This is a genomic window from Thioalkalivibrio sp. ARh3 (assembly GCF_000377265.1).
Taxonomy (GTDB): domain Bacteria; phylum Pseudomonadota; class Gammaproteobacteria; order Ectothiorhodospirales; family Ectothiorhodospiraceae; genus Thioalkalivibrio; species Thioalkalivibrio thiocyanoxidans.
Window position 1 is genome coordinate 619,392 of sequence record NZ_KB897947.1, and the last position, 26,450, is coordinate 645,841.

The following is a 26,450-nucleotide window of genomic DNA, read 5'->3' on the forward strand; positions in this document are numbered from 1 at the left end:
TTCGGTGGCTATCCTTGAAGCGACGGGCATTGCCCCCATGGTTCGTGTCAGTTCACCAAGATTTGACCGAGGGGTTTCCCAATGCGAATGGATCGCCTGACCACCAAATTCCAGGCCGCAATCGCCGACGCACAGTCGTTGGCGGTCGGCCGCGATCATCAGTTCATCGAACCGTCCCACCTGCTGCTGGCCCTGCTGGACCAGGATGGTGGCACCGTGCGCCATGTGCTCGACCGCGCGGGCGTCAACGTGCGCCAGCTGCGCTCGGCGCTTGGAGAGGCGCTGGACCGCATGCCGAAGGTCGAAGGCGCGGCCGGCGAGGTTCATGTCTCCAATGACCTGGGCCGTCTGCTGAACGTCTGCGACAAGCTCGCCCAGCAGAACAAGGACCAGTACATCTCCAGCGAGCTGTTTCTGCTCGCCGCCGTCGACGAGAAGAGCGGCGTGGGCGAGATGCTGCGCCATGCCGGTGCCAACAAGGATGCGCTGGACAAGGCTATCCACGACATCCGCGGCGGCAACCAGGTGGACAACCCGGACGCCGAGGAGAGTCGTCAGGCGCTGGAGAAGTACACCACCGACCTGACCGAGCGTGCCGAGCAGGGCAAGCTGGACCCGGTGATCGGGCGTGACGAGGAGATCCGCCGCTCGATCCAGGTGCTGCAGCGTCGCACCAAGAACAACCCGGTGCTGATCGGCGAGCCGGGCGTGGGCAAGACCGCGATCGTCGAGGGCCTGGCGCAGCGCATCATCAACGGCGAGGTGCCGGAGGGGCTCAAGGACAAGCGCGTGCTGGCGCTGGACCTCGGGGCACTGCTGGCCGGGGCCAAGTACCGCGGCGACTTCGAGGAGCGGCTGAAGTCCGTGCTCAAGGAGCTGTCGCAGGAAGAGGGCCGCGTGATCCTGTTCATCGACGAGATCCACACCCTGGTCGGCGCGGGCAAGGCCGAGGGCGCGATGGACGCCGGCAACATGCTCAAGCCGGCGCTGGCGCGTGGCGAGCTGCACTGCATCGGCGCGACGACGCTGGACGAATACCGTCAGAACATCGAAAAGGACGCCGCGCTGGAGCGTCGCTTCCAGAAGGTGCTGGTGGACGAGCCGACCCAGGAGGACACCATCGCCATCCTGCGCGGACTGAAGGAGCGCTACGAGGTGCACCACGGGATCGAGATCACCGATCCCGCGATCGTCGCCGCCGCGCAGCTGTCGCAGCGCTACATCACCGACCGCCAGCTGCCGGACAAGGCGATCGACCTGATCGACGAGGCGGCCAGCCGCATCAAGATGGAGATCGACTCCAAGCCGGAGTCCATGGACCGCCTGGAGCGTCGCCTGATCCAGCTGAAGATCGAGCGCGAGGCGCTGAAGAAGGAATCCGACGAGGCCTCGAAGAAGCGCCTCGATACGCTGGAGGGGGAGATCGAGCGCCTGGAGCGCGAGTACTCCGACCTGGAGGAGGTGTGGAAGTCCGAGAAGGCCTCGGTCTCCGGTGCCGCGCAACTGAAGGAAGAGCTGGAACGCGCGCGCCTGGAGCTGGAGACGGCGCGCCGTGCCGGCGACCTGTCGCGCATGTCCGAGCTGCAGTACGGGCGGATCCCGGACCTGGAGAAGTCCCTGGCCATGGCCCACGAGATGGAGAGCCAGGAGACCAAGCTGTTGCGCACCAAGGTGACTGACGAAGAGGTCGCCGAGGTCGTCTCGCGCTGGACCGGCATCCCGGTGGCCAAGATGCTGGAGGGCGAGAAGGACAAGCTGCTGCGCATGGAAGAGGCCATCGGCGAGCGCGTGGTCGGTCAGTCCGAGGCGGTCAATGCCGTGGCCAACGCCATCCGCCGCTCGCGGGCCGGCCTGTCCGACCCGAACCGCCCGAACGGCTCGTTCCTGTTCCTCGGCCCGACCGGCGTGGGCAAGACCGAGCTGACCAAGGCGCTGGCTGGTTTCCTGTTCGACACCGAGGAGGCGATGGTGCGCATCGACATGTCCGAGTTCATGGAGAAGCACTCCGTGGCGCGGCTGATCGGGGCGCCCCCGGGCTACGTCGGCTACGAGGAGGGCGGCTACCTGACCGAGGCCGTGCGTCGCAAGCCGTACTCCGTCATCTTGCTGGACGAGGTCGAGAAGGCACACCCGGATGTGTTCAACGTGCTGCTGCAGGTGCTGGATGACGGCCGCCTGACCGATGGTCACGGGCGCACCGTGGATTTTCGCAACACGGTGATCGTGATGACCTCCAACCTGGGCTCGCAGCAGATCCAGGAGATGGCCGGCGAGGAGAACTACGCGGCGATGAAGGGCGCGGTGATGGAGATCGTGGGCCAGCATTTCCGCCCCGAGTTCATCAACCGCGTGGACGACGTGGTGGTGTTCCACCCGCTGGAGCGCGAACAGATCCGCGCGATCACGGATATCCAGCTCCAGTACCTCCGCGAACGCCTGGTCGAGCGCGATCTGGGGTTGAAGGTCTCCGAGGCCGCGCTGGATCACCTGGGCGAGGCTGGTTTCGACCCGGTGTATGGGGCCCGGCCGCTGAAGCGGGCGATCCAGACACAGCTGGAGAACCCGCTGGCTCAGTCGCTACTCTCCGGCGAGTTCGTCCCCGGCGATACCATCGAGGTGGATCTGGAGGGTGGTCAGCTGCACTTCGGCAAGACTCGTGCCGCTGCCTGATCCGGCAGGATCGCGGTAGCGGGCCGACGTCCCTGCTGTCGGCAGTCGCCACCGCTGGGTGAATGTCCCGGCGGCGGGCCTGTACGGCCCGCCGCCGGGCTGGCAATCAGATGTGCCCCATGGCTTCCATGGCGCGCGCCACCTTCACGAAGCCGGCAATGTTCGCGCCCACCGTGTAGTTGCCCGGCATGCCGTATTCTTCAGCGGTTTCGTGGCAGGTGCGGTGGATGTTGGCGATGATCTCCTGCAGGCGTGCCTCGGTGTGCTCGAAAGTCCAGGAATCGCGGCTGGCATTTTGCTGCATCTCCAGTGCGCTGGTGGCGACGCCGCCGGCGTTGGCAGCCTTGCCGGGTCCGAAGGCGATGCCGGCCTCGCGGAAAATCTGGATGCCTTCCGGGGTTACCGGCATGTTGGCGCCTTCGGCCACGGCAAGGCAGCCATTCTCCACCAGGGACTTTGCGTCCTTTCCGGTCAGTTCGTTCTGGGTTGCACAGGGCAGGGCCACATCGCAGGGGATCTCCCAAATGCAGCCGTCTTCGGTGTACCGGGACCCTGATTTGCGCTCGGCGTAGTCGGCAACGGAGCCGCGTTCGTCTTCCTTGATCCGGCGCAGCAGGTCCAGATCCAGACCCTGTTCGTCGAGGATCACGCCACCCGAGTCGGAGCAGGCAATCACCTTCGCGCCAAGTTGCTGGGCCTTCTGGATGGCGAAGGTGGCGACGTTGCCGGCGCCGGAGACCACGACGCGCTTGCCGTCGAGCGAGGTGTTCCGGGCCTTCAGCATTTCCTCGGTGAAGAATACGGCCCCATAGCCGGTGGCCTCGGTGCGGGCACGGCTGCCGCCCCAGTCCAGACCCTTGCCGGTGAATACGCCGGATTCGAAGCGGTTGGTCAGTCGCTTGTACTGTCCGAACATGTAGCCGACTTCACGCTGGCCAACGCCGATGTCACCGGCAGGGACGTCGGTGTACTCGCCCAGGTGACGGTACATCTCGGTCATCAGACTCTGGCAGAAGCGCATGATTTCCGCGTCGGAACGCCCCTTGGGATTGAAGTCGCTGCCACCCTTGCCGCCCCCGATGGGCAGGCCCGTGAGAGCGTTCTTGAACACCTGAGAGAAGCCGAGGAATTTCACGATACCCAGGTACACCGAGGGGTGAAAGCGGATGCCCCCCTTGTACGGTCCCAGGGCGCTGTTGAACTGCACGCGGAAGGCACGGTTGATATGCAGCTCCCCGCGGTCGTCCTGCCATGGCACGCGGAAGATAATCTGCCGCTCCGGCTCGCAGAGACGCTGGATGATCTTGAGTTCGGCGAATTCCGGGTATTTCACGAGCACAGGGCCGAGTGTCTCCAGCACACCGTGGACGGATTGATGAAACTCGGTTTCCCCGGGGTTGCGGTGCAGGACTTCCTGATAAATCGGTTCGAGTTTTTCGTCCAGACTTCCGTTCATGGTGAACTATCCTTGCGTTTAGCGTGAGGTTGGTGGGGCGTGTGTTTATACCCTACAGGCGACGACTGCAAGTCCCGGGGGTGCCTGCCAGGAGGTATTGGGGAGTCAGGATGTGGACGAGAGGCTTGTGGTGCACATTGGGGGGCGTGGCCTGGGCGTGGTTGCTGACGGGCTGCGCATTGTGGGATGCCCGCGGCCAGTTGCTGATGATGGGCCAGGCCTGCACGATCACCGGTACCGTGATTGCGGATGACGAGGTGCCCGGGCCCTATGTGGTTGTGGCGTTCCGCGCGCCGGAGGAGGAGGGGGCGGTGCCGGAACCGGTGGACCATGTCGTGAGCGCCGGAGGTGGGGACTGGTTCTTCGGTTTGGCGCCGGGGCGCTACCAGGTGCTGGCTTTCGCTGACCCCGAGCGCGATGGGCAGCACGAGGAAGGTGCTCCGGTGTACCTGGCGAACGAGGGGGGCGTGCTGGAGTGTCCCGCGGGCACCCGTCTGACCGACATGGACATACGGATTGGGGGTGACGTGGCTGCGGCACACGCGATCGAGTTGCCCCCAGTACGCGAGCGCGGCCCGGATGGCAGCCCCTTCAGCATTGGCGGTGTAACGGTGTTTGGGGAGGTGATTTCGCTGGATGACCCGCGCTTCGACGACGATGTCGCGCGCGGGAGCCAGTGGCGGCCGCTGGACTTCATGCTGGCCGGTTATGCCGGGATCTACTTTCTGGAGCCCTACGACCCCGACCGCACCCCGGTGCTGTTCGTGCATGGCATGAATGGCTCGCCGCGGGGCTTCGCCGAACTCATCGACCACCTCGATCGCGAGCGCTACCAGCCCTGGCTGTACTACTACCCGTCCGGGCTCCCCCTGCAGACGGTCGCGGCGCACCTGGCGCAGACCCTGGAAGAGCTCGAGTTGCGCTATGACGTGGAGTCCCTGCCGGTCGTGGCGCACAGTATGGGTGGGCTGGTGGCAAAGGGCTTTCTGCACGAGCGCGAGCGCCGGGCGACACCAGCCCGAATCCCGCGCATGATTGCGCTGTCCACACCCTGGCGCGGGCATGTCGCTGCGCAGTCGGGGGTGGACCGCTCGCCGGTGGTGATACCGGTGTGGCGCGACATGGCACCCGGCAGCGAGTATCAGCGCCGACTGTTCGAATCGGAACTGTCGGGGGAGACCGAACTGCACCTGCTGTTTGGCTTCCGTCGCCCGGATGGCGGGGGACGCGTAGGGACCGACGGCGTGCTCACCCTGTCGACCATGCTGCATCCGCCGATACAGGGGATGGCGAGCAGCGTCTACGGGGTGGACGCCACCCATGCGGGGATTCTCGCTCATCCCCTGGCGCTGGAGCGGGTGCAGATGCTGCTCGAGCCGGCCCCCTGAGTGTCGCGTGGGCGCCAAGCGCCGCGACGCATGCAGCGGTTTGGCGTAGGCTGACTCAAGTGCCGCGAATCGCGGGGCTGTGCTTTCCGGGAGGTCGTAATGCAGCTGTTCGAGTGTGAAGGCTGCGGTAGTGTCATTTACTTCGACAACACCTACTGCAATGGCTGTGGTCGCCGGCTGGGCTTCCTGCCCGACCGCCTGGAGCTGTCCGCGCTGGAGATGGCCGGGGATGCGCTGGATGCCTCGGGGCAGCCGATCCCGGGCGGGCTGTGGCGGGTCGCGGGGGATCCGGACGGGCCGATCTATCGCCAGTGCCGCCACTATGCGGTGGATGCGGTCTGCAACTGGATGGTGCGCCACGACGACCCGGAGGCCTACTGCCGTGCCTGCCGGCTGAACCGGACCATCCCGGATCTGACCGTGCCCGGCAATGCGCGCCTGTGGGAACGGCTGGAGACGGAAAAGCGGCGCCTGGTGTACAGCCTGCTGCGCCTGGGCCTTCCGGTCGTCTCCAAGCAGACGGACTCCGCCGGTCTCGCGTTCGATTTCCTCGCCGACCCGAATCCGGACTTTCACGAGGGTGCTGGTGTGGTGACCGGGCATGCGCATGGCGTCATCACGCTCAATATCGCGGAGGCCGACCCCGCCGTGCGTGAAAGCATGCGCGAGGCGATGGCCGAGCCCTATCGCACGATCCTCGGCCATTTTCGCCATGAGTCGGCACACTATTACTGGGACCGGCTGATCCGGGAGACGCGCTGGCACGAGCCCTTCCGCGAGCGCTTTGGGGACGAACGCGCCGATTATGATGCGGCCCTGCGCCAGCACTATGACCAGGGTCCGCCGAGCGACTGGCAGGACCATTTCGTTTCGGCCTATGCCAGTTCGCATCCCTGGGAGGACTGGGCCGAGACCTGGGCGCACTACCTGCATATCGTGGATGCCCTGGACACGGCCGCTGCCTATGGCATGGATGTCGCGCCCAGTGTGGGGGCGGCCGCGAGGCTGGGGCCGCAGGGCGGACAGTCGCATTTCGATGCCTATGCCACCGATGATCCGGACGCACTGGTGGCACACTGGCTGCCGCTGGCGGCGGCCCTGAACAGTCTGAATCGCAGCATGGGGCACGCCCATGTCTATCCATTTGTACTGACCCCGGAGGCGATCGCGAAGCTGCGTTTTGTGCACCGGGTCATTCAGGACTTCCGCACGGGGAACCGTTCCGCCGGCGAGCGGGAACTGTTGCAGGCCCATCGCGTCTGACGGCCCAGCACTTCACGGAGGAGCGGATGTACAACGTCGCGACCCGAGGACCCTTCAAGGGACTGAACCCGCGCGTGGCCCCGGTCGCGTTGCTGCTGGTGGTGCTGATTGCGCTGTTCGCGATCTATCGCACGGATCAGCTCGAGGAGGCCGTGTCCGGTGCCCGCGCCTTTCTGACGCCGTTTCTCGAGTGGTACTACGTCGTCGCGATGGCCTTCTTTCTGGCCATCGTGATCTGGCTGGGCGTCGGACGCTACAAGGATGTGCGTCTCGGTCGGGATGACGAGGTCCCGGAGTTCACCACGCTGTCATGGCTGGCGATGCTGTTTGCCGCTGGTATGGGCGTGGGGCTGCTGTTCTGGGCGGTGGCCGAGCCGCTCAGCCACTACGGGGGCAATCCGTTCCTGCTGGACAATGGCGAGACGGCCGAGGCCGCCGACATGTCCATGGTGCTGACCTATTTTCACTGGGGTCTGAATGCCTGGGCGGTGTTTGCCCTGCTGGCACTGATCCTGGCCTATTTCGGCTTTCGCAAGGGGCAACCGCTGGCGCTGCGTTCCGCCCTGCATCCTCTTATCGGGAAATACAGCCATGGCTGGCCTGGCGACATCGTCGATCTGCTGGCGATCCTGGCCACGGTTTTCGGGATTGCGACGACACTGGGACTGGGTATCCAGCAACTGGATACCGGTCTGGTGCATACGCTGGGTATTGGCGGTGGCGAGCACGGCCAACTGTTTCTGGCGGCGCTGCTCACGGCGATCGCCATCGTGTCCGTCATTACCGGTGTCCAGGTCGGTGTGCAGCGGATCTCCCAGGCCAACATGTGGCTGAGCGTGGCCTTGATAGGCCTGCTGCTGATCTGGGGGCCAACCCAGTACCTGTTGGCGCTGTTCGTGCAGTCCTCCGGCAGCTACCTGCAGAACCTGCTGGGGTTGTCCCTGTACACCCACGCCCATCAGACGGACCCCTGGCACTCCGACTGGACGGTGTTCTACTGGGGCTGGTGGCTGGCCTGGGCTCCGTTCGTGGGGCTGTTCATCGCGCGCATCTCGCGCGGCCGTACGCTGCGCGAGTTCGTCCTGGGCGTGCTGCTGGTCCCTACGGTGATCACCTTCTTCTGGCTGGCGATGCTGGGTGGCACGGCCCTGCATGCCGAGATCGAACGGGGCGTGGGCATTACCGATATCGTCGCCGAGGACCTGACCATGGCCACCTTCGCGACCATGGACACGCTGGAGCCCTGGCTGGCCGCCAAGGTCGGGGGCGGGCTGATCACGATCCTGATCGCGACCTACCTGCTGACCTCGGCCAATGCCGGGATCGTCGTGATCAACACCCTTCTGGCCCACGGTTCGACAGAGCACCGCAAGCGACATCTGACCATCTGGGGTGCGCTGATCGGGCTGATTACCGCGGTTCTTTTGCTGGCGGGCGGGCTGGAGGTCCTGCAGAGCGCGGTGATCCTCGCCGCCCTGCCGTTTTCGCTGGTGATCCTGATGATGATTGTCGGGCTGGTTCGAGGGCTGGAGCAGGAGCCCTGGGCACCACGGCCGGGCGAGCGGACGATCCTGCCCAGCGAGCCCTGGCAGGTGCCACCGGATCGCATGCACGAGCATTACGATACCGACGACGATGCCCCCGAATCCGGCCCGGACGACGACGATCAAGAAGACCGGGAGCCACCGCCACGGCCGTGGTGAGCGTTTGACGCCTCGTTTGGTCGGGCGGAAAGTCCCGCCGGCTTTGCGTTCACTTTCTGTTGCGCAGGCGTTGCCCTAGCCTATGCAACAACGTTCGATAACCGAAGGAGCACCATGAGTGACGATACCCTGCAGCTGTCCGGCGACCTGATCCAGAAGATCCAGGACGTGCTGGTCGAGACCGATCCCAGGGCCCAGCAGCCCATCGTGGCGGTACAGTATCTGAGTGCGATTACCGGCTTTCTGGTCGCGCAGATGCCGGAGTCGGTGAACGAGCGCAAGGAATATCTCAAGCAGCTGTCGCAGTTCACCGAATCGGTATTTGTGGATATGGAAAGCCGCAAGCAGGCGGCTCCGCCGCCGCAGCAGGAGGCCAGTGGCGTCTGGCGCCCGGGCGACAGCTGAAAACCGTCGGGCTCCCCCAGGGCCGGGGCCTAGTGATCCCCGGTCTCGTCCTTCCTGTGTGAGCGCATCTGGCGCAGCATCGCCTCCTGCTCGTTGAAGCTCGGCATGCGCCGCTTACCGCCCGTGTCGCGATCGCGATCATTGGCCCCGGCGGTGCCCGGGTGTCCGGCGCGCTCGCTTTCCTTGATCGACTGGTACTCGGCCAGTTCGCGCTGGGCGTCCTCGTCGCTGGTGTAGCGGCCGCGATAGTCCTGTGGCGGTTTGTGACCCTTGCGCAGGAACACCTGCTTGCGCAGTTCCTTGTTGTAGTCCGTCACGCGGCGGTCGATCCAGATCAGATCAAACGCTGCCCACGCGGCTGCGGTACCCGCCGGGATCAGCCACCACCAGCCGGTTAGCAGCCAGGCCACGATCAATGTGGCCGCGGTGAGGCCGATGAATCCCGTGCCCCCGAGCGGCTCGCGCAGGTAGAAGCGGTGCAGCCCTAGCGGAAACAGGATCCAGGCGATGTAGGCAGGCGGGCGCGCGCGCATCTCGGCCGCGAGTTTCGCGTTGATCGCCTGCAGGCCGCCGCCCTCGAGATCCAGTTCCTTCCACGCCTTGCGCATGGATGCCTCCCAGCTGTGGACAATCGTCCGTGCACGGTAACGAACCGCACGAACGGGTGCGATTGCGCGGGTTCGGCTCGGGGTTACCCGGTCGGGTTCTCGTGGGTCGGATCGCGTTCCAGCAGGCGGCGTGCGGCCTCGCGTACCGGTCGCCCCTGGTAGAGCACGGCGTGGACCTCCGCGCAGATGGGCATGTCCACCGACAGGGCCTCGGCGCGCGTGCTGATCTGGCGCGCGGTCTCCACCCCCTCGACCGACTGGCCGATACGGGCACGGGCCGTCTCCAGGTCATAGCCCTGACCCAGCAGGCGCCCCAGGCGACGGTTGCGCGACTGGTCGTCGGTGCAGGTGAGGATCAGATCGCCGAGACCGGACAGCCCGGTCAGCGTGCCCGGCTGGGCCCCGACCGCCTCGCCCAGGCGCTGCATTTCGGCCAGACCGCGGGTCATCAGCGCGGCGCGGGCATTGCCGCCGTAGCCCGCGCCGTCGGCGATCCCGGTCGCGACCGCGAGGACGTTCTTCAGGGCCCCCCCCATCTCCACACCGATCACGTCGTGATTGCGATAGATGCGCAGAGCGTCGCCATGCAGTGCGCCGGCCAGGCGGTCCAGGCTGTGTTCGCTCTGCGAGGCCGCCGTCAGTGCGGTGGGCTGGCCGCGGGCCACCTCTGCGGCGAAGGAGGGTCCGGAGATCAGCGCGGGCGGGAAGCCGGAGCCCAGTTCTTCCTCGGCGATCTCGTGCAGCCAGGCCCCGCTGGACGTCTCCAGTCCCTTGGTGGCCCAGGCGACCGTCTGGTCTTCGCGCAGGCGGGGCTGCATCCAGCGCAGCGTCTCGCGAAAGGCCCCGGACGGGACGGCGAGCAGCACCAGCTCCGCGTGGTCGATTACGCCCTGGTCGGCGCTGATGGAGAGATTCTCCGGGAAGGGGATGCCAGGCAGATAGCGGGCGTTTTCGCGTTCGCGATTCAGCCGCTCGGCGGCCTCGTCCTTGCGGACCCAGAGCGCGACGTCCTGGTGCAGCCGCGCGGCGTGGATCGCCAGCGCGGTACCCCAGGAGCCGCCACCCAGGAGTGCAATGCGCACGGGTACGAGTCCCGGCTCAGGCCTGGGAGGTCGACTCCGGCGAGGCCGCCTGCGAGTCGCCGGACGCCTTCTTCTGGTCTTCCAGGTGTTGCTGGTACAGCGCCTCGAAGTTGACCGGCTGCAGCAGCAGCTGCGGGAAGCCGCCCTTGAGCACCAGGTCGGCGACCGTTTCGCGGGCGAACGGGAACAGCAGGTTCGGGCAGTAGGAGCCGAGCAGCTGGTTGAGCTGGTCGCGGGGGAAGCCGCGGACGATGAAGACGCCGGCCTGGTTGATCTCGACCAGGTAGGCGGTCTTGCCGTTGGACTCGGTGGTCACGGTCAGTTTCAGCTCGACCTCGAACACGCCTTCCTCTTCGCGAATCGGGCGGGCGTTGGTGTTCAGCTGGATGTTCGTCTCGCCCTTCCACTCGTTCAGAAAGATCTCGGGGGCGTCCGGCGATTCGAACGAGATGTCCTTGATGAACACCTTCTGGATGGAGAAGCCGGGGTTGTCCTGGGTGTTGCCCTGCGCACCTGCGCCGTTGCCGCTGGTGTTGGAAGTGTCTTCAGCCATGATGTCGTTCCGAGTCGTGGAGAGTGGATTCGTATCGGGGCATCGTATAGCAATGCGGCGCCGGAATGGGGCTCAGCTCGCGCTGGCCGGCTCGATCCCGGCCGCTTCGGCCATGCGTTGCAGTTCGCCGGAGCGGTCCAGCGCCTGCAGCTCGTCGTAGCCGCCAATGTGGGTGTCGCCGAGGAAGATCTGCGGTACCGAGCTGCGCCCGGCACGCTGTTCCATTTCCGCGCGCGCACCGGGTTCGCGGTCGACCGGGTGGTCGTCGAAGGGGTAGCCGTGGTGGATCAGCAGCCGGCGGGGCAGCAGGCAGAATGGGCACCGGACCGTGCCATAGATCTCGAAGCGCATTATTTCTTCTTGATCGGCATGCCCGCGGATTGCCAGGCCTGGATGCCGCCCTGGAGGTTCACGACATCCTGGAAGCCCGCTGCGGTTAGTTGCGAGGCCGCCATCGCGGAGCGATTGCCGCTGCGGCAGTAGACCACTACCGGCTTGTCCTTGTACTTGGCGATGTCGTCCATGCGCTTTTGCAGACTACCCACCGGGATGTGCTTGGCGCCACTGATGCGCCCGGAGGCAATCTCGTTGTCCTCGCGCACGTCCAGTACCAGGCTGTCGTCCTGGTTGATCACGCGCACGGCCTCGCTCGGAGACAGGGTGCGGTACTTGCGGGTCAGGCGGCGGAACTCGGTGAACAGGATCATCCCGACGACCGCGAGCAGGGCACCGGTCAGGATCGGGTGATTGGACAGGAATTCAGGGAGTCTTTCGAGCATTCAGGGGCCGCGTTGGTCAGGGAGATGTCAGGAGCTGCAGAAAACGTCCTGCATCATACCGATCAGGCGCAGTGTGCGGGAGTCCCCCACCCGGTAGTAGACGCGGTTCGCATCCTTGCGGGTGGCCAGAATGCCCTTGTCGCGCAGGATGCCCAGATGCTGCGAAATGTTGCTCTGCGAGGTCCCGACCTGATCGACAATTTCCTGTACGCTGATCTCGCGATCGCCGAGAATGCAGAGGATCTTGAGCCGCAGGGGGTGGGACATGGCCTTGAGCGAGCGCGAGGCCCGCTCGATGTCCTCGTCCTGGGACATCAGTTCGTCTTCGACCACCTTTTCGTCTTCGAGCGTTTCGTTGCTCACGGCATGCCTCTTTATTGTTTTGCGAAACAGCAGGCCCGTAACCGGGTGAGAATATAAGTACCTAAACGTACCCCGATATGCGAATTTGCGCAATCTTGACTTCCCGATACCCCTTACCGCTTGTTCTGGCAGTATTTTTTTTCGCCTCGGCAGGAGGACTGTCGGCGCTCGAGCCGGAGGCCGAACTGGAAGAGACGCTGGAGGCGATCCGCGACCTGGAGCGCAGCCAGGAGGAACGCCAGGCCGCGCTTGAGCGTCTGGAGGATGAGCTCGAGCGCGCGGCGCGGGGCAGTAGCGAGTCGCGGCGCGAACTGCGCGAACTGGAGGCCGAACGCGAACAGCAGGCCGAGGTGATCGCCGATCACGAAGCGCGAGTCGAACAGGAGGAGGACCGGCTGCGCGAGGAGCGCGTGCAGGCGGGGCGCCTGCTGCGCGACCAGTGGCAGCGCGACCGGCATCCGGGGCGCGTGCCGGGCACCGGGGGCGAGGGCGAGCTGGGCCGGCTGCACCCGGAGATCGCCGCGCGGTTGCGCGAGGCGCGGGCCGAGGCGCTGGCCGCGCTGGGCGAACAGCTCGAGGTGCTGCGCGCCGCGCGCGATGACCTGGAGCGCGAGCAGGCGGTGCTGGCCGAGCAGGAAGCGGAGCTGCGCGAGGTGGTAGCCGATCTCGAACGCGAGGAGGAACGGCAGCGCACGGCGATGGAGGAGCTGGAGCGCGCGATCGAGGACGAGGCACTGGAGCTGGCACGGCTGGAGCGCAACGCGGAAACGCTGGAGGAGGTGATTCGCGAGGTGGAGCGCGCTGCGGCCGAGCGCGAGGAGCGCGCCGCGCGGGATGATCCTCCCCCCGAGCGGGCCCCTGTGCGCTCCGATGTGGCCTTCGAGGAACTCCAGGGCGAGCTCCCCAAGCCCGCGGAAGGGTCGGTGGCCCGGCGCTTCAACGAGCCGCGCGGAAGCCGTCTGCAGTCACGCTGGCGCGGGACGGTGCTGGAGGTCGACAACGGCGAGGCCGTGCACGCGGTCCATTTTGGCCGAGTGGTCTACGCCGACTGGATGCAGGGTTACGGTTTTCTGGTCATCCTCGACCACGGAGACGGCTACCTGACGCTGTACAGCAATCTGGAGGAAATTCTGGTTGCCGAGGGTGAGGAGGTCGAGGGGGGTGCGCGCATGGCCCTGGCCGGGGCCGGGCGCGAGGCGATCGCGCCGGGGCTCTATTTCGAGATTCGGCGAAATGGCGATCCGTTGAACCCTGAGGACTGGTGGCTATCACAATGACGGGTGTCACGAAAAAATCGTGACGAGGTTGGAACGATTTGTCCGGCGAAAACAGCAGACAGAGTCGGGCGTTCAGGCAGGGGTCAGATTCGCGATGCTACCATCGCGACGATGAATACCTCCGTTTCTAGAGGATCAGTAATGAAGAAGGCTTGTCGCACCGGGTACGCCCTGGTGGTGGGGTTGGTGGTCGGCGTCATGCTGAGCGTATCGGTGGCGGTATACGCCGATCGCGAAAATGGCGCCAAGAATGCCCTGCCGGTAGAGGATCTGCAGCGGTTCACCGAGGTGTATATGCGCATCAAGCGCAATTACGTCACCGAGGTGGACGACAAGGAGCTGCTGGACAACGCCATCCAGGGGATGCTCTCCGGGCTGGATCCGCACTCGGCCTACCTCGACGAGCAGGACTTCGAGGACATGCAGGTCGGGACCTCCGGCGAGTTCGGTGGCCTGGGTATCGAGGTCGGTATGGAGGATGGCTTTGTCAAAGTCATCGCTCCGATCGACGACACACCGGCCAGCGAGGCGGGGATCGAGGCCGGTGACTTGATCATCCGCCTGGACGGCGAATCCGTGCAGGGCATGTCACTGTCGGATGCCGTCTCCAAGATGCGCGGCGAGAAGGGGAGCGACATCACCCTGACCATCGTGCGCGAGGGCGAGGATCAGCCGAAGGAGATCACGCTGACGCGCGACCGCATTCAGGTCCAGAGTGTGCGCTCGGAGATCCTGGAAGACGGCTATGGCTATCTGCGTATCAGCAACTTCCAGCAGCGCACCGCGCGCGATGTGGTGCGGGCAGTCGAAGAGTTGAAGGAAGAGGGTGACCTGCGCGGCCTGGTGCTGGATCTGCGCAACAACCCGGGCGGCATCCTCAATGGCGCGGTCGGCGTGTCCGATGCCTTCCTCGAGGATGGACTGATCGTCTACACGGAGGGCCGGCTGGAGGACTCGCAGTTCCGCTACCAGGCCTCGCCGGGGGACGTGCTTGACGGTGCCCCGATGGTGGTGCTGGTAAACCGGGGTTCGGCCTCGGCCTCGGAGATCGTGGCTGGTGCGCTGCAGGACCACAAGCGTGCGGTGGTCATGGGTCAGAACACCTTTGGCAAGGGCTCGGTGCAGACGATCCTGCCGCTTACCGAGAACACCGGTATCAAGCTGACCACGGCGCGTTACTTCACGCCGGACGGGCGCAACATCGAGGAAGAGGGCGTGGCGCCCGATATCCGGCTGGAAAACCTCACGGTCACACGTGCCGAAGGAGATGATGAGCGCGAGTCCCAGGCCCGCATGCAGCGCGAGCTGCAGGGCGAGGATGTGCCGGAAGACGAGGATGATGACAACGGCGAGAGCCTGGCCGAGCGTGACTACGGTCTGAGCGAGGCCCTGAATCTGCTCAAGGGCCTGAACATCTACAACCAGCGCTGATCGGCGCTGGACGGAGGTGGCCATGACGCAGGAATATCCCCGCGTACTGGTACCGCTGGCGGCCGGGGCCGAGGAGCTGGAGGCCGTCACCATCATCGACCTGCTGCGCCGCGCGCGCTTCGAGGTCACGGTCGCGGGGCTCGAATCGGGCCCCGTGCGCTGTTCGCGCGGTACGGTGATCCAGCCGGATACGACGCTGGATTCGGTTCAGGAGGATGCCTTCGATCTGATCGTGCTGCCCGGTGGCCTGCCGGGGGCCGATCACCTGCGCGACGATCCGCGTGTGCAGGCCATGCTGCGGGCACAGGCGGAGCGCGACGGCTGGCTCGGGGCGATCTGCGCCGGGCCCAAGGCGCTGGCGCAGGCGGGTGTGCTTGAAGGTCGCCGCGTGACCTCGTTTACCGGCGCACTGGACGAATCGGGCATCCCCTCGACCGGGGGGCTTGTGGAAGTCGACGAGCGCATCATTACTGGCCGGGGGCCCGGTGCGGCGATGGACTTTGCCCTGACCCTGATCGAGCAGCTGGCCGGGCGCGAGGCCCGCGAGGCCGTCGAGGGGCCGTTGCTGCGCCCCTGAAACCGGTCCGTCCGGCCCCCGCACTACCTCCATCAAGCGTCACCTTGCGTCTTGGCATGAACCCGACATCCCCAGTCGATTAGACTGTGCGGGTCTCGCGGCCGCCTGGCCGCCCCCAACGAACCCAACGCAAGGAGTCGTGACCGAATGGCAGGCCACAGCAAGTGGGCGAATATCCAGCACCGCAAGAATGCCCAGGACGCCAAGCGCGGCAAACTCTTTACCAAGCTGATCCGCGAGATCACCGTCGCCGCCCGGCAGGGCGGATCCGACCCCGAGACCAATCCGCGTCTGCGCCTGGCGATCGACAAGGCGCTGGGCGCCAACATGACCCGGGATACCATCGAGCGCGCGGCCAAGCGCGGTGCCGGCGAGACCGATGGCGATGCCATGGAGGAGATCCGCTACGAGGGCTATGGCCCGGGCGGCGCGGCGATCCTGGTTGATTGCATGACCGACAATCGCAACCGGACGGTGGCCGAGGTGCGTCACGCCTTCTCCAAGATGGGCGGAAACCTGGGCACCGATGGCTCGGTGGCCTATCTGTTCCAGAACAAGGGCGTGATCCGTTTTGCCCCGGGGCTGGATGACGAGACGGTCATGGAGGCCGCGCTAGAGGGCGGGGCCGAGGACGTGCAGGTCGAGGACGACGGCGCGATCGAGGTCATTACCGAGCCCGATACCTACCAGGACGTGCGCCAGGCACTGCTGGACCGCGGGCTGGAACCGGAGAGTTCGGAGGTCACCTGGCGCCCCGAGACCCTGTCGCCACTGGATGAAGAGACTGCCGAGACGGTGCTGAAGCTTCTGGAGATGCTGGACGACCTGGATGACGTGCAGAACGTCTACACCAACGCCGATTTCCCGGAAGGCGTGGGGCAGTAACGCGCCCCCGGACAAGCAGATGCGTATCCTCGGTATCGACCCCGGCTCGCGGATCACCGGCTTTGCCGTGATCGAGTACGCCAGGGGTCAGGGCTGTTCCCGCGGCCATGGCGTGATCCGTCCCAGGGCCAGGGGGTTTCCCGAGCGCCTGGGCGAGATCTTTGCCGGCGTGGTCGAAGTTATCGACGAATTGAAGCCCGACGTGCTGGCGATCGAGTCGGTCTTTGTCGCGCGCAATGCGCAGTCGGCGATCAAGCTCGGGCACGCCCGGGGGGCCGCCATCTGCGCGGCGACCCAGGCCGGACTCCCGGTACACGAATATGCCCCGCGCGCGATCAAGATGGCCGTGGTCGGCGTGGGCGGAGCGGACAAGGAGCAGGTCCAGCACATGATGCAGCAACTGTTACGCCTGACCGAGCCGGCCAGCAGCGACGCCGCCGATGCGCTGGCTGTCGCACTGTGCCACGCCCATACCGCCCAGCACGAGGCGCGCCTGGCGGGGGCCGCATCGGCCGTGATCGGAGGGCGCCCATGATTGCCCGGCTGGAGGGGACGCTGATCAGCCGCGAGGTGAATGGCGTGGTCATCGACGCAGGGGGAGTGGGTTACGAGGTCGAGGTCCCGCTCTCCACGCTGGCGGCCCTGCCGGAACCGGGCGCCACTGTCGTGCTGACCACGCACCTCGTGGTGCGCGAGGATGCCCACCAGCTGTTCGGGTTCATGCACCAGCGCGACCGCGATTTGTTCCGGCGACTGATCCGGGTCAACGGGATCGGGGCCAGGCTCGCGCTGGCGATGCTCTCGACCTATGCGGGGGACGAGCTGGCCGGCCTGATCAGCGGCGGTGACGTGACCGGACTGGCCAAGGTCCCGGGGATCGGCAAGCGCACGGCCGAACGGGTGGTGCTGGAGCTGGGCGAACGACTGGCCGAGATGGGGTTCGCGGCCACGCCGGGTGTTGCGGGCGCAGGGGCCGATGCCCCGGCCGCCGCGATGGACGGCGAGGCACTGGCCGCGCTCGAGTCGCTGGGCTATCCACGCGCCAGCGCGGAGAAGATGGTCGCTGCCGTGCGCGACCAGGCCGATTCGGTGGAGACGCTCGTGCGCCTGGCACTGCGTGCCACCGTGAAGCGCTGAGTACGCGCCCCGGGATCACCCGGGCCGGGGGGTTCCCGGGAGGTGGCCCCTAGCAGTCGCCGATGCGCTGGCCTTCAACGGTGATGCGCACGGACATGGGGCCCATCGGCGAGTCGATCTCGCTGCGCATTTCGCCCTCGGCGCGGTCCCCCATGAACTGCATCGAGCCCTCCATGTCCATGCTGGTGCCGTCGGGGTCGGTGCAGGTCATCGTGTAGTCCACGCCGTCCGCGCGCATGTCCATGCTGTCCACGCTGCAGCCTTCGGGCGCCTCGATCATCTCCTCGCCGCGCGCGAGATCTTCCTCGGTCACGCACTCGGTGTAGGTCTCGGTCTGTTCCGGCATCTGGTGCGCGCCGTCCATGGTGGTGGTGTTGGTGTATTCCCACTCGCCCGGCTCGATGTTCGGGGTCTCGGCCTGGGCCGCCAGCGGCAGAAAGGCGAACGGGATGGCGGCCAGCAGGCCGTAAAGGCTGGAACGAGGCATCATGATGGGGCTCTCCCTGCGAAATGTGTGTAGTTCATGGTGCCTCGGCGCCTGCAGGGGAGCAAATTGGCGAATGCCGCTGATCGGTGGCATGTTGCGGTTGGGGATCTCGGAGGGGATGCATGGCCATACCGTTATGGATGCTGGGCGGTGCGGGTGCCGTGGTGCTGGGCGGGGCCGTGCTGCTGGACGGCGATCCGCGCGATTTCCTGGCGGGCGGGGGGCATCCGGCCGCGCCCGGCTGTGCGATTCCGGTGGAGATGCATCTGGGCGAGATCGACCCGCGTTTCGAACTGGAGCCCGACGAAGTGCGCCGCGCACTCGATGCCGCCGTGGCGATGTGGGAGACCCATACCGAAGAACGGCTGTTCACCGCGCGCGACGGTGAAGGGATGGCCGTGCGGCTCGTGTTCGACGAACGTCAGGCCGGCGCCATGGCGCGGGAGCGCTCGCGCGCGCAGCTGGATCAAGCACAAGACGACATCGACGATGCCCGGGAACGCCTGGATCGCCATCGCTCGGCGCTGAATGCCGACGTCGAGCTGTACGAACGCAGCGTGCGCGGGTTCGACGAGCGCCGCCGCGCGCATGAAGGCCGGGTCGCCGACTGGAACGCGGGTCGCGGGGAGCGCAGCGCGGCGGTCCGCGAGCGTCTGGAAGAGCAGGCGCGGGAGCTGCGCGAGGAACACGAGCGACTCGAGGAGCGCCGCCGCGGCCTGGAGGATCGCCGGGCAGATCTGAACGCAGCCGGTCGTGAACTGGAGCGCGAAATCGCGGCCTTCAATCAACAGGTCGATGAGTTCAACCGGGCGGCCGCCGCCGGCACCGGTTTCGACATGGCGGTTTATCAGCAGCAGGGGGATCGGCGCAGCATTACGGTTTACAAGGCGAGCGACTTTGACGAGCTGCGCCTGACGCTGGCGCACGAGCTGGGGCATGCGCTGGGGATCGGACATGTCGATGACCCCGCCGCGGTCATGCATGCGGAGCTGGGGCCGGCGAACGCGACCCGCGAGGACCTGACTGCGGCAGATCGCGCTGCGCTCGCAGAGTCTTGTGGGGTCGAACTCGTGACCCCGTGAAAAAACGGGGGCGATTGCGGTTTCTGGTTCTCGGGCTGGTGGGTGTTCAGAAGAGCAGGAACAGCCCCAGTACAGCTGCAGTGACACCCCCGATCAGCAGGGCGAGTGTGCGCTGGGTGAAGCGACCAAGGAACAGCCGGGCGGCTCGTTCGCGCATGCCAAAGCTGTCCTGCAGGCCGACGATGGCCGCGATCAGGCCGCCGACCAGCAGGACAATGCCGAGGATCTGGATCATCGCGTCTCCCTCCATGCGGTTCGTTTACCACTTGCGTGGTGCGATCAGACGCAGCAGCGCCAGCAGCAGGATGGCTCCAACCGTGGCCGCCACCAGGGTCCCGATCAGGCCGGCCGTCGGCACCCCCAGCTGGGTAAATAGCCAGCCGCCCAGCACTGCCCCGATGACCCCGATCACGATGTTCAACAGGATGCCCTGGCCTGCGCCGTGGACCAGCAAGCCCGCGAGCCAGCCGGCAATGCCGCCGATCAGCAGCAGCAATAACAGTGATTCAACGGGCATTGAGTGCTCCTTTGCTCTCTTATCTGATGGATGATGGGGCCGGGCGTTCCGTGCGGCCGTGATTCAGCCGACGGTGGCATAGCGCGTGGCGCTGCCCAGCCAGCGCTCGATCAGGGCCGCGGCGCGCGGCGGGTCCTCGCGCACGCGAAGGGCCAGTTCCGTGGCCTCCTCCAGCAGGTCCTGATCGCGTGACCAGTCGGCCACGCGGAAGCTGCGGTCGCCCGTCTGCCGCGTGCCCAGCAGCTCGCCGGGACCGCGCAACCGCAGGTCCACCTCCGCGATCTCGAAGCCGTCGTCGGTGCGGCGCATCGCCTCGAGGCGCTCGCGGGCGGTCTCGCCCAGCGGCGGGCGATAGAGCAGCACGCAGGCGGAGGCGGTGTTGCCGCGCCCGACGCGGCCACGCAACTGGTGCAGTTGCGACAGCCCCATGCGCTCGGCGTTCTCGATGATCATCAGGCTGGCGTTGGGGACATCCACGCCGACCTCGATCACCGTGGTCGCGACCAGCAGATCGAGCGCGCCGGCACGAAAGCGTTCCATTACGGTATCGCGTTCGGGGCCCTTCATGCGGCCGTGGGCCAGGCCGATGGTCAGCTCCGGCAGCGCGTCGCGCAGGCGCTCGGCGGTCGCCTCGGCGGACTCCGCCTCCAGTTGTTCCGACTCCTCCACCAGCGGGCAGACCCAGTAGGCCTGGGTGCCGGAGCCACAGGCCGCGCGGATGCGCTCGATCACCTCGTCACGACGCTCGTGGCTGATCAGTGCGGTGCGCACGGGTGTGCGCCCCGGTGGACGTTCGTCGATGACCGAGCTGTCCAGGTCGGCGTAAAGGGCCATGGCCAGGGTGCGCGGGATCGGGGTCGCGGTCATGATCAGTTGATGAGGCATCTGGCCGTTGCCCTTGTCGCGCAGGGCCATGCGCTGGTGCACGCCAAAGCGGTGCTGCTCGTCGACGATCGCCAGACCCAGGCGGTGGAAGCGGACCTCCTCCTGGAACAGGGCGTGGGTGCCGATCGCGACCTGGCGCTGGCCACTGGCCAGTTCCGAAAGCAACTGGCCTCGCTCGCTGGCGGTCTGGCGCCCGCCCAGCCACGCCACCGACACGCCCAGCGGTTCCAGCCACTGGGCGAGGTTGCGCCCGTGCTGACGGGCAAGCAGCTCGGTGGGGGCCATGAATGCCACCTGATGGCCGGCCTCCACTGCCGCCAGGGCGGCCGCGACCGCGACCAGGGTCTTGCCGGAGCCGACGTCGCCCTGCACCAGCCGGTTCATCGGGATCGGGCGGGCCAGGTCCTCGCGCACCTCGCGGATCACGCGGTCCTGTGCACCGGTGGGCTCGAACGGGAGCTGGTCGCGCAGCTGTCGCCACAGTGCGCCCTCGGGGCGGATGACCGGCGCGCGGCGCGTATCCTGCGCGGTGTGACTTTGTTCCATGCGGGCGAGCTGGTGGGCGGTCAACTCCTCCAGTGCCAGGCGCGTGCGTGCGGGCCCGCGCTGCTCGGCGGTGTCCAGTGCGTCAAGGGCCTCGGCCCGCGCCGGGGGGTGGTGCAGCTGCTGCAGGGCCGTGTGCAGCCCGGGTAGCTGGCGTTCGCTCAGTTCCGGGAGCAGGTCGGGCAGTTGTCCGGTTGTCGGCAGGACCTCGGTGACCAGCTGGCGCAGGAGCTTCTGCGAGATGCCCTCGGTCGTCGGATAGATCGGGGTGAGGTGGGTCTCCAGCACGGGCGCTTTCATGCCCACCACCTGGAGCTCCGGGTGCACGCACTCCATCGCGCCGGGCATGCCGCGCGGCTCGCCAAAGGCGCGAATGCGCGTGCCCGGGCTCAGGCGGCGCTGCTGTCCGCTGCCGAAATGGAAGAACCGCAGCAGGATGGACGCGCCATCCTCCTCCAGCGTGACCACCAGCATGCGCCGGCGGCGATGGACGACCTCGGCATGGGTGACCCGGCCCTCGAACAGGGCGGGCAGTCCCGGGCGCAGGGTGCGGATCGGGGTCAGCCGGGTACGGTCCTCGAAGCGCAGCGGCAGATGCAGGAGCAGGTCCCGAGCCTGTTCCAGACCGAGGCGGGCCAGGCGCTCGGCCACCGCGGGGCCGACACCCTTGAACCCCGTCAGCGGTGTCTGCAGGTCCACCGCGGTCGCCGTGCGCGTATCAGCCGCGCGGGCACCAGGCGATGGCGTCCATCTCCACCTGCGCGCCCTTGGGCAGGGCGGCCACGCCGATCGCGGCGCGGGCCGGGTACGGCTCGGCGAAGACCTCGCTCATGATCTTGTTGACCAGCGGGAAGTGGGTCAGGTCGATCAGGAAGATGTTCAGCTTGGCGATGTCGGAGAAATCCGCGTCGGCGGCCTCCAGCACGGCCTTCAGGTTGTCGAACACGCGGCGGATCTGGTCTTCGATGCCGCCTTCGACCAGCTCCATCGTGGCCGGGTCCAGCGGGATCTGGCCGGACAGGTACAGGGTGTCGCCGGCACGTACGGCCTGGGAGTAGGGGCCGATCGCGGCCGGGGCGTTTTCGGTCTGGATGATTTCGCGCGACATGCGGGCTCCTTGGCTCGGGTCGGTGATTCGGGATGCGGGCACCTTACCTCATTGGTTCGGGTGGCGGGATCGCCGGGACGTTGCGCCTACAAGAGAACGAGATTGTCGCGGTGAATGAGCTCGGGTTCCAGGAGGTAGCCGAGTTCCGCCTCGATATGGTCCGCGCGCAGTCCGCGGATGCGGTCCACCTCGCTGGAGGCGTAGTTGGTCAGCCCGCGCGCGACCGGGTGGCCGTCCGGGTCGACGCAGGTCACGACCTCGCCGCGGCGAAAGTCGCCGCGCAGGCCTACCACGCCGACCGGCAGCAGGCTTCGGCCCGACTCGCGCAGTACGCGCGCGGCGCCGGCATCCAGCAGGAGCTCGCCGCGCGAATGCAGCTGGTCGGCCAGCCAGCGCTTGCGCGCGGCCAGCGGTTCGCGATCGGGCTTGAGCCAGGTGCCCAGGCGTTCGTTCTTGAGTACACGGCCGATCACCTGCGCCTCGCGCCCGGAGGCGATCACGGTATGCGTGCCGGAGCGCGCCGCGCGCTCCGCGGCCTTGAGCTTGGTGGCCATGCCGCCGCGCCCCAGGCGTCCGAAATCGGCGGCCACGAAGCGGTGGAGTTCGGCATCCGTGGCGCGGCCCTCGTGGATCAGCTCCGCGTCGGCGTGCTGGCGCGGATCACGGTCGAACAGGCCGTCCTGGTCGGTCAGGATCAGCAGCAGGTCGGCCACCACGAGGTTGGCGACCAGGGCCGCCAGGGTGTCGTTGTCCCCCAGCCGGATCTCCTCGTAGGCGACCGTGTCGTTCTCGTTCACCACGGGGATCGTCCCCATCTCCAGCAGGGCCTGTATGGTCGAGCGGGCGTTCAGGTAGCGCGAGCGATCGGCGAGGTCGTCATGCGTCAGCAGGACCTGTGCCGCGTGCAGGTCGTGGCTTGCGAACTCCCGCTCATAGGCCTGTACCAGACCCATCTGCCCCACGGCCGCGGCGGCCTGCAGGCGATGCAGCTGGTGCGGGCGCTCGCTCATCCCGAGCCGGCGCATGCCCTCGGCCACGGCGCCACTGGATACCAGGATGACCTCCAGACCCTTGCGCCGCAGTGCGGCGATCTGGTGCGCCCAGGATTCCAGCGCCGGCCGATCCAGGCCCGCGCCATCGGCGGTGATCAGCGCGGAGCCGATCTTGACCACCACGCGGCGGATGGCCGGGAGTTCGCGCAGGGCGCGGGTGTTCACGCGTGATCCTCCCCGGCCTCGCCGGTCGCCGTGCGGGCCGTCTCGGGTTCCTGGTTCGCCGCTTCGACGTGACGCATGACGGCCTGCATCAGCGCGTCGACTCCGTCGCCGGTGGCGGCGGAGATGGTGAACACCGGGCGCTCGTCGCCCGCCACCTCGCGCACCCGTTCGATCAGAGCCTCGAGGGCCTCGGCATCCAGCAGTTCCTTCTTGTTCAGCACGATCCAGCGCGGGCGGCTGGCCAGTTCGTCGCTGTGGCGTTCGAGCTCGCCCAGCGCGGTCTGCATGTCCGCAACCGGGTCGGCCTCGGGGTCGGGCGGGGCCACATCGACCACATGCAGGAGCAGGCGCGTGCGTGCCAGGTGCTTGAGAAAGCGGGTACCCAGCCCGGCGCCCTCGGCCGCGCCCTCGATCAGTCCGGGGATGTCGGCCATCACGAAGCTCTGGGTCGGCCCGATGCGCACCACGCCCAGTTGCGGGATCAGGGTGGTGAACGGGTAGTCCGCGATCTTCGGGCGCGCGGCCGAGGCGCGGGCGAGCAGGGTGGACTTGCCGGCATTCGGCAGGCCCAGGAGCCCCACATCGGCCAGCACCATCAGCTCCAGCGCCAGCTTTCGCAGCTCGCCCGGCGTACCGGGCTTGCTCTGGCGCGGGGCCTGGTTGGTGGAGGACTTGTAGCGGGTGTTGCCGAGCCCGTGGAAGCCGCCCTGGGCGACCAGCAGGCGCTCGCCGTCGCGGGTGATATCACCGAGGACCTCGTCGGTGTCGGCGTCCCGGACCTGGGTGCCGACCGGGACCGGGATCTCCAGATCCTCGCCGGAGGCACCGGTACGCTGGCGCCCCATGCCGTTCTCGCCCCGCTGGGCGTCGAAGCGGCGCTGGTAGCGGAAGTCGGCCAGGGTGTTGAGCCCCTCGTCGCCAACCAGCCAGACGGAGCCGCCATCGCCCCCGTCACCGCCGTCCGGCCCGCCGAACGGGATGAACTTCTCGCGGCGAAAGCTCACGCAGCCGTTCCCGCCGTCGCCGGCCTTCACGGTAATGGTTGCCTCGTCGATGAACTTCATGCCGCTTCTTCCTGGTTCCCGTTTTTGATGCGCGCAATAAAAAAGCCCCGCGGAACGGGGCTTTTGGCGCTACCGGTGGCGTGGCCGCTTACTGCTGCGGCTGCACGCTCACAAAGCGCCGGTTGTTCGGGCCACCGACCTTGAACACGACTTCGCCGTCGACCTTCGCGAACAGCGTGTGGTCCTTGCCACAACCCACGTTCTCGCCGGGATGATACTGCGTCCCGCGCTGACGGACGAGGATGTTGCCGGCGCGCACGACCTGGCCGCCAAAGCGCTTTACGCCCAGGCGTTTGCTCTCGGAATCGCGCCCGTTGCGGGTACTCCCGCCTGCCTTTTTATGTGCCATGGATTCGTTCTCCTGAAAAAGTGCGCCCGCGCGTCAGCCGGCAATGCCGGTGATGCGCACGGTGGTGTAGTGCTGGCGGTGCCCCATCTGCTTCTGCGAATGCTTGCGGCGCCGGAATTTCATGATGTGGACCTTCTTGGCACGGCCATGGTCCTCGACCTTGGCGGTCACCTTGCCGCCGTCGACCAGCGGGGCCCCGACGCGGACATCGTCGCCCGAACCGACCATCAGCACCTGGTCGAACTCGACCTCGGAGCCGGCTTCGGCCTCAAGCTTCTCGATGCGGATCACGTCGCCTTCGGCGACGCGGTACTGTTTACCACCTGTTGCGATGATCGCGTACATTTCCCTGGGACTCCGTTGCGATACCTGTGTGGACCGGCCCTTAAGGTCTGGAACTGGAGACCGGTCTCGCGAAAGGGCGGAAATGCTAGCAGTGAGTCGGCTTCGGGTCAATGCCGCCGGTGCGGCGCGCGCTTGACACCCCACCGGGGCCTTCCTAGCATGCCAGCGCCTACCAACTTCCTCATACCGGCGCGCCTACCCGCATGTCCATCAACGCAATCCGAGAGCTGGCTGCAGACGACATGCAGGCGGTCGACCAGTGCATCCGTGACCGGCTCAGTTCGCCGGTGGTGCTGATCAACCAGCTGGGCCACTACATTATCCACTCGGGCGGCAAGCGCCTGCGGCCCTTGCTGGCGACCCTGTCGGCGCGTGCCTGCGCGGTCGAGGGCGAGGAGCCGGTCGTGCTGGCGGCAGTGGTGGAGTTTATCCACACCGCGACCCTGCTGCACGACGACGTGGTCGACGCCTCCGAGATGCGCCGGGGCAACGAGACCGCGAACCACATCTTTGGTAACGAGGCCGCGGTCCTGGTCGGCGATTTTCTCTACTCGCGCGCGTTCGAGATGATGGTCGAGGTCGGCTCGATGCGGGTGATGGAGATCCTGGCCCACGCGACCAACGTGATCGCCGAGGGCGAGGTGATGCAGTTGATGAACTGCCACGACGCCGATGTCGACGAAGCCCGCTACATGAACGTGATCCAGTCGAAGACGGCCAAGCTGTTCGAGGCCGCCTGTCAGCTGGGCGCCGTCCTCGGCGAGCGGACGCGGGCCGAAGAAGAGTCCCTCGCGCGCTATGGCATGCATCTGGGTACGGCCTTCCAGCTGATCGACGATGTGCTCGACTATTCCTCGGATGATGCGGTGACCGGCAAGCGCATGGGCGACGACCTGGCCGAGGGCAAGCCGACCCTGCCGCTAATCCAGGCGATCCGGGTCGGTACGCCGGAGCAGCAGACCGTGGTGCGCCAGGCGATCGAGGACGGCGGGCGCGAGCAGGTGGATGCAGTGCTCGAGATCGTCCACGCCACCGGGGCCCTGGACTACGCCCGCGACCGCGCGGCCGCGGAGACCGAGGCGGCGATTGCGGCCGTTTCCGTGCTCCCCGAGTCGCCACACCGCCAGGCCCTGATTGACCTCGCGCGCTTCGCGGTGGGTCGCGATCACTGAGCGGGTCCGGCCGGTAATCGGTACATTCGCGTCCGCACAGGTGCGTGACGTTGCCCGGATCACACCTAGGGCATGGACACGCCCGGAGTCGCTCGGCATAATAG

At 66.9% G+C, this 26,450-nt stretch carries 28 protein-coding genes and 1 pseudogene; 13 read left to right on the forward strand and 16 right to left on the reverse strand.

Features of this window, described 5'->3' with window-relative positions; translation table 11 throughout:
- The first annotated feature begins 87 nt into the window (after window positions 1-87).
- On the forward strand, window positions 88-2,670 hold the full coding sequence (clpB, locus tag C995_RS0102895; RefSeq protein WP_018863506.1) for an ATP-dependent chaperone ClpB: 2,583 nt from the start codon (window positions 88-90) through the stop codon (window positions 2,668-2,670).
- A gap of 106 nt (window positions 2,671-2,776) precedes the next feature.
- Here clpB and gdhA read toward each other — a convergent pair whose 3' ends face one another.
- Complete coding sequence (gdhA, locus tag C995_RS0102900) at window positions 2,777-4,126, reverse strand: NADP-specific glutamate dehydrogenase (protein ID WP_018863507.1); 1,350 nt, start codon at window positions 4,124-4,126, stop codon at window positions 2,777-2,779.
- Window positions 4,127-4,236: 110 nt separating this feature from the next.
- Between gdhA and C995_RS0102905 the strand changes: the two genes are divergently transcribed.
- From C995_RS0102905 to C995_RS0102920, 4 genes are all read left to right on the forward strand, one after another.
- Window positions 4,237-5,514 carry a triacylglycerol lipase gene (locus C995_RS0102905; RefSeq protein WP_051075135.1) on the forward strand — a complete coding sequence of 426 codons (1,278 nt, stop codon included), beginning with the start codon at window positions 4,237-4,239 and terminating at the stop codon, window positions 5,512-5,514.
- A gap of 99 nt (window positions 5,515-5,613) precedes the next feature.
- Window positions 5,614-6,777: a putative zinc-binding metallopeptidase gene (locus tag C995_RS0102910; protein ID WP_018863509.1), complete on the forward strand. Its 1,164-nt coding sequence runs from the start codon at window positions 5,614-5,616 to the stop codon at window positions 6,775-6,777.
- Window positions 6,778-6,803: 26 nt separating this feature from the next.
- Window positions 6,804-8,480, forward strand: coding sequence for a BCCT family transporter (locus tag C995_RS0102915; protein ID WP_018863510.1), 1,677 nt, complete (start codon window positions 6,804-6,806; stop codon window positions 8,478-8,480).
- Window positions 8,481-8,594: 114 nt separating this feature from the next.
- A complete protein-coding gene (locus C995_RS0102920) occupies window positions 8,595-8,885 on the forward strand; it encodes a hypothetical protein (protein WP_018863511.1) in 291 nt (96 codons plus the stop codon).
- A 29-nt stretch (window positions 8,886-8,914) separates the two neighbouring features.
- Here the strand turns inward: C995_RS0102920 and C995_RS0102925 are convergent, their stop codons facing one another.
- The 6 genes from C995_RS0102925 to C995_RS0102950 all read right to left on the reverse strand — a co-directional run bounded on the left by C995_RS0102925 (window position 8,915) and on the right by C995_RS0102950 (window position 12,270).
- On the reverse strand, window positions 8,915-9,493 hold the full coding sequence (locus C995_RS0102925) for a hypothetical protein (RefSeq protein WP_018863512.1): 579 nt from the start codon (window positions 9,491-9,493) through the stop codon (window positions 8,915-8,917).
- Between the two features lie 83 nt (window positions 9,494-9,576).
- The gene (locus C995_RS0102930; RefSeq protein WP_018863513.1) at window positions 9,577-10,575 is read right to left on the reverse strand and encodes an NAD(P)H-dependent glycerol-3-phosphate dehydrogenase; all 999 of its coding nucleotides are present in this window, start codon (window positions 10,573-10,575) and stop codon (window positions 9,577-9,579) included.
- Window positions 10,576-10,591: 16 nt separating this feature from the next.
- Window positions 10,592-11,128: a protein-export chaperone SecB gene (gene secB / locus C995_RS0102935; RefSeq protein WP_018863514.1), complete on the reverse strand. Its 537-nt coding sequence runs from the start codon at window positions 11,126-11,128 to the stop codon at window positions 10,592-10,594.
- A 72-nt stretch (window positions 11,129-11,200) separates the two neighbouring features.
- Window positions 11,201-11,479, reverse strand: coding sequence for a glutaredoxin domain-containing protein (locus C995_RS0102940; RefSeq protein ID WP_018863515.1), 279 nt, complete (start codon window positions 11,477-11,479; stop codon window positions 11,201-11,203).
- Complete coding sequence (locus tag C995_RS0102945; RefSeq protein WP_018863516.1) at window positions 11,479-11,907, reverse strand: rhodanese-like domain-containing protein; 429 nt, start codon at window positions 11,905-11,907, stop codon at window positions 11,479-11,481. The genes C995_RS0102940 and C995_RS0102945 overlap by 1 nt, the downstream gene beginning before the upstream one ends.
- 27 nt (window positions 11,908-11,934) lie before the next feature.
- Window positions 11,935-12,270 (reverse strand): helix-turn-helix transcriptional regulator, encoded by a 336-nt coding sequence (locus tag C995_RS0102950; RefSeq protein WP_018863517.1) that lies wholly within the window; start codon window positions 12,268-12,270, stop codon window positions 11,935-11,937.
- A 77-nt stretch (window positions 12,271-12,347) separates the two neighbouring features.
- Here C995_RS0102950 and C995_RS0102955 point away from each other — a divergent pair, with 77 nt between their 5' ends.
- The 6 genes from C995_RS0102955 (at window position 12,348) to ruvA (ending at window position 17,577) form a co-directional block, all read left to right on the forward strand.
- Complete coding sequence (locus tag C995_RS0102955) at window positions 12,348-13,547, forward strand: murein hydrolase activator EnvC (RefSeq protein ID WP_038080581.1); 1,200 nt, start codon at window positions 12,348-12,350, stop codon at window positions 13,545-13,547.
- Window positions 13,548-13,688: 141 nt separating this feature from the next.
- A complete protein-coding gene (locus C995_RS0102960) occupies window positions 13,689-14,978 on the forward strand; it encodes a S41 family peptidase (RefSeq protein WP_018863519.1) in 1,290 nt (429 codons plus the stop codon).
- 22 nt (window positions 14,979-15,000) lie between these two features.
- Window positions 15,001-15,555 (forward strand): DJ-1 family glyoxalase III, encoded by a 555-nt coding sequence (locus tag C995_RS0102965; protein ID WP_018863520.1) that lies wholly within the window; start codon window positions 15,001-15,003, stop codon window positions 15,553-15,555.
- A gap of 147 nt (window positions 15,556-15,702) precedes the next feature.
- Window positions 15,703-16,440 (forward strand): YebC/PmpR family DNA-binding transcriptional regulator, encoded by a 738-nt coding sequence (locus C995_RS0102970; protein ID WP_018863521.1) that lies wholly within the window; start codon window positions 15,703-15,705, stop codon window positions 16,438-16,440.
- A gap of 19 nt (window positions 16,441-16,459) precedes the next feature.
- A complete protein-coding gene (ruvC, locus tag C995_RS0102975) occupies window positions 16,460-16,975 on the forward strand; it encodes a crossover junction endodeoxyribonuclease RuvC (protein ID WP_018863522.1) in 516 nt (171 codons plus the stop codon).
- Complete coding sequence (gene ruvA, locus C995_RS0102980) at window positions 16,972-17,577, forward strand: Holliday junction branch migration protein RuvA (RefSeq protein ID WP_018863523.1); 606 nt, start codon at window positions 16,972-16,974, stop codon at window positions 17,575-17,577. The genes ruvC and ruvA overlap by 4 nt, the downstream gene beginning before the upstream one ends.
- 49 nt (window positions 17,578-17,626) lie before the next feature.
- On the opposite strand, the gene C995_RS0102985 is transcribed toward ruvA, so the two are convergent.
- Window positions 17,627-18,067, reverse strand: coding sequence for a DUF3617 family protein (locus C995_RS0102985; RefSeq protein ID WP_018863524.1), 441 nt, complete (start codon window positions 18,065-18,067; stop codon window positions 17,627-17,629).
- 119 nt (window positions 18,068-18,186) lie between these two features.
- Between C995_RS0102985 and C995_RS0102990 the strand changes: the two genes are divergently transcribed.
- On the forward strand, window positions 18,187-19,146 hold the full coding sequence (locus C995_RS0102990; protein WP_026278903.1) for a matrixin family metalloprotease: 960 nt from the start codon (window positions 18,187-18,189) through the stop codon (window positions 19,144-19,146).
- 46 nt (window positions 19,147-19,192) lie between these two features.
- Here C995_RS0102990 and C995_RS0102995 read toward each other — a convergent pair whose 3' ends face one another.
- From C995_RS0102995 to rplU, 8 genes and pseudogenes are all read right to left on the reverse strand, one after another.
- A complete protein-coding gene (locus tag C995_RS0102995; protein ID WP_026278904.1) occupies window positions 19,193-19,381 on the reverse strand; it encodes a DUF3185 family protein in 189 nt (62 codons plus the stop codon).
- A 24-nt stretch (window positions 19,382-19,405) separates the two neighbouring features.
- The gene (locus C995_RS0103000) at window positions 19,406-19,663 is read right to left on the reverse strand and encodes a GlsB/YeaQ/YmgE family stress response membrane protein (protein WP_012983377.1); all 258 of its coding nucleotides are present in this window, start codon (window positions 19,661-19,663) and stop codon (window positions 19,406-19,408) included.
- Window positions 19,664-19,726: 63 nt separating this feature from the next.
- A pseudogene (gene recG / locus C995_RS0103005) lies at window positions 19,727-21,832 on the reverse strand (ATP-dependent DNA helicase RecG); the annotation flags it as partial.
- The gene (locus C995_RS0103010; protein ID WP_018863529.1) at window positions 21,810-22,199 is read right to left on the reverse strand and encodes a RidA family protein; all 390 of its coding nucleotides are present in this window, start codon (window positions 22,197-22,199) and stop codon (window positions 21,810-21,812) included. The pseudogene recG and the gene C995_RS0103010, both read right to left, overlap by 23 nt.
- 86 nt (window positions 22,200-22,285) lie before the next feature.
- Window positions 22,286-23,416 carry a glutamate 5-kinase gene (gene proB, locus C995_RS0103015; RefSeq protein ID WP_018863530.1) on the reverse strand — a complete coding sequence of 377 codons (1,131 nt, stop codon included), beginning with the start codon at window positions 23,414-23,416 and terminating at the stop codon, window positions 22,286-22,288.
- The gene (gene cgtA, locus C995_RS0103020) at window positions 23,413-24,480 is read right to left on the reverse strand and encodes an Obg family GTPase CgtA (protein WP_018863531.1); all 1,068 of its coding nucleotides are present in this window, start codon (window positions 24,478-24,480) and stop codon (window positions 23,413-23,415) included. Before cgtA ends, proB begins: the two co-directional genes overlap by 4 nt.
- Window positions 24,481-24,568: 88 nt before the next feature.
- Window positions 24,569-24,829, reverse strand: a complete 261-nt coding sequence (gene rpmA / locus C995_RS0103025) for a 50S ribosomal protein L27 (RefSeq protein WP_017925741.1) — start codon at window positions 24,827-24,829, stop codon at window positions 24,569-24,571.
- Window positions 24,830-24,862: 33 nt separating this feature from the next.
- Window positions 24,863-25,174 carry a 50S ribosomal protein L21 gene (gene rplU / locus C995_RS0103030; RefSeq protein WP_012983371.1) on the reverse strand — a complete coding sequence of 104 codons (312 nt, stop codon included), beginning with the start codon at window positions 25,172-25,174 and terminating at the stop codon, window positions 24,863-24,865.
- 203 nt (window positions 25,175-25,377) lie between these two features.
- Between rplU and ispB the strand changes: the two genes are divergently transcribed.
- A complete protein-coding gene (gene ispB / locus C995_RS0103035) occupies window positions 25,378-26,346 on the forward strand; it encodes an octaprenyl diphosphate synthase (RefSeq protein WP_018863532.1) in 969 nt (322 codons plus the stop codon).
- Window positions 26,347-26,450: the final 104 nt, after the last annotated feature.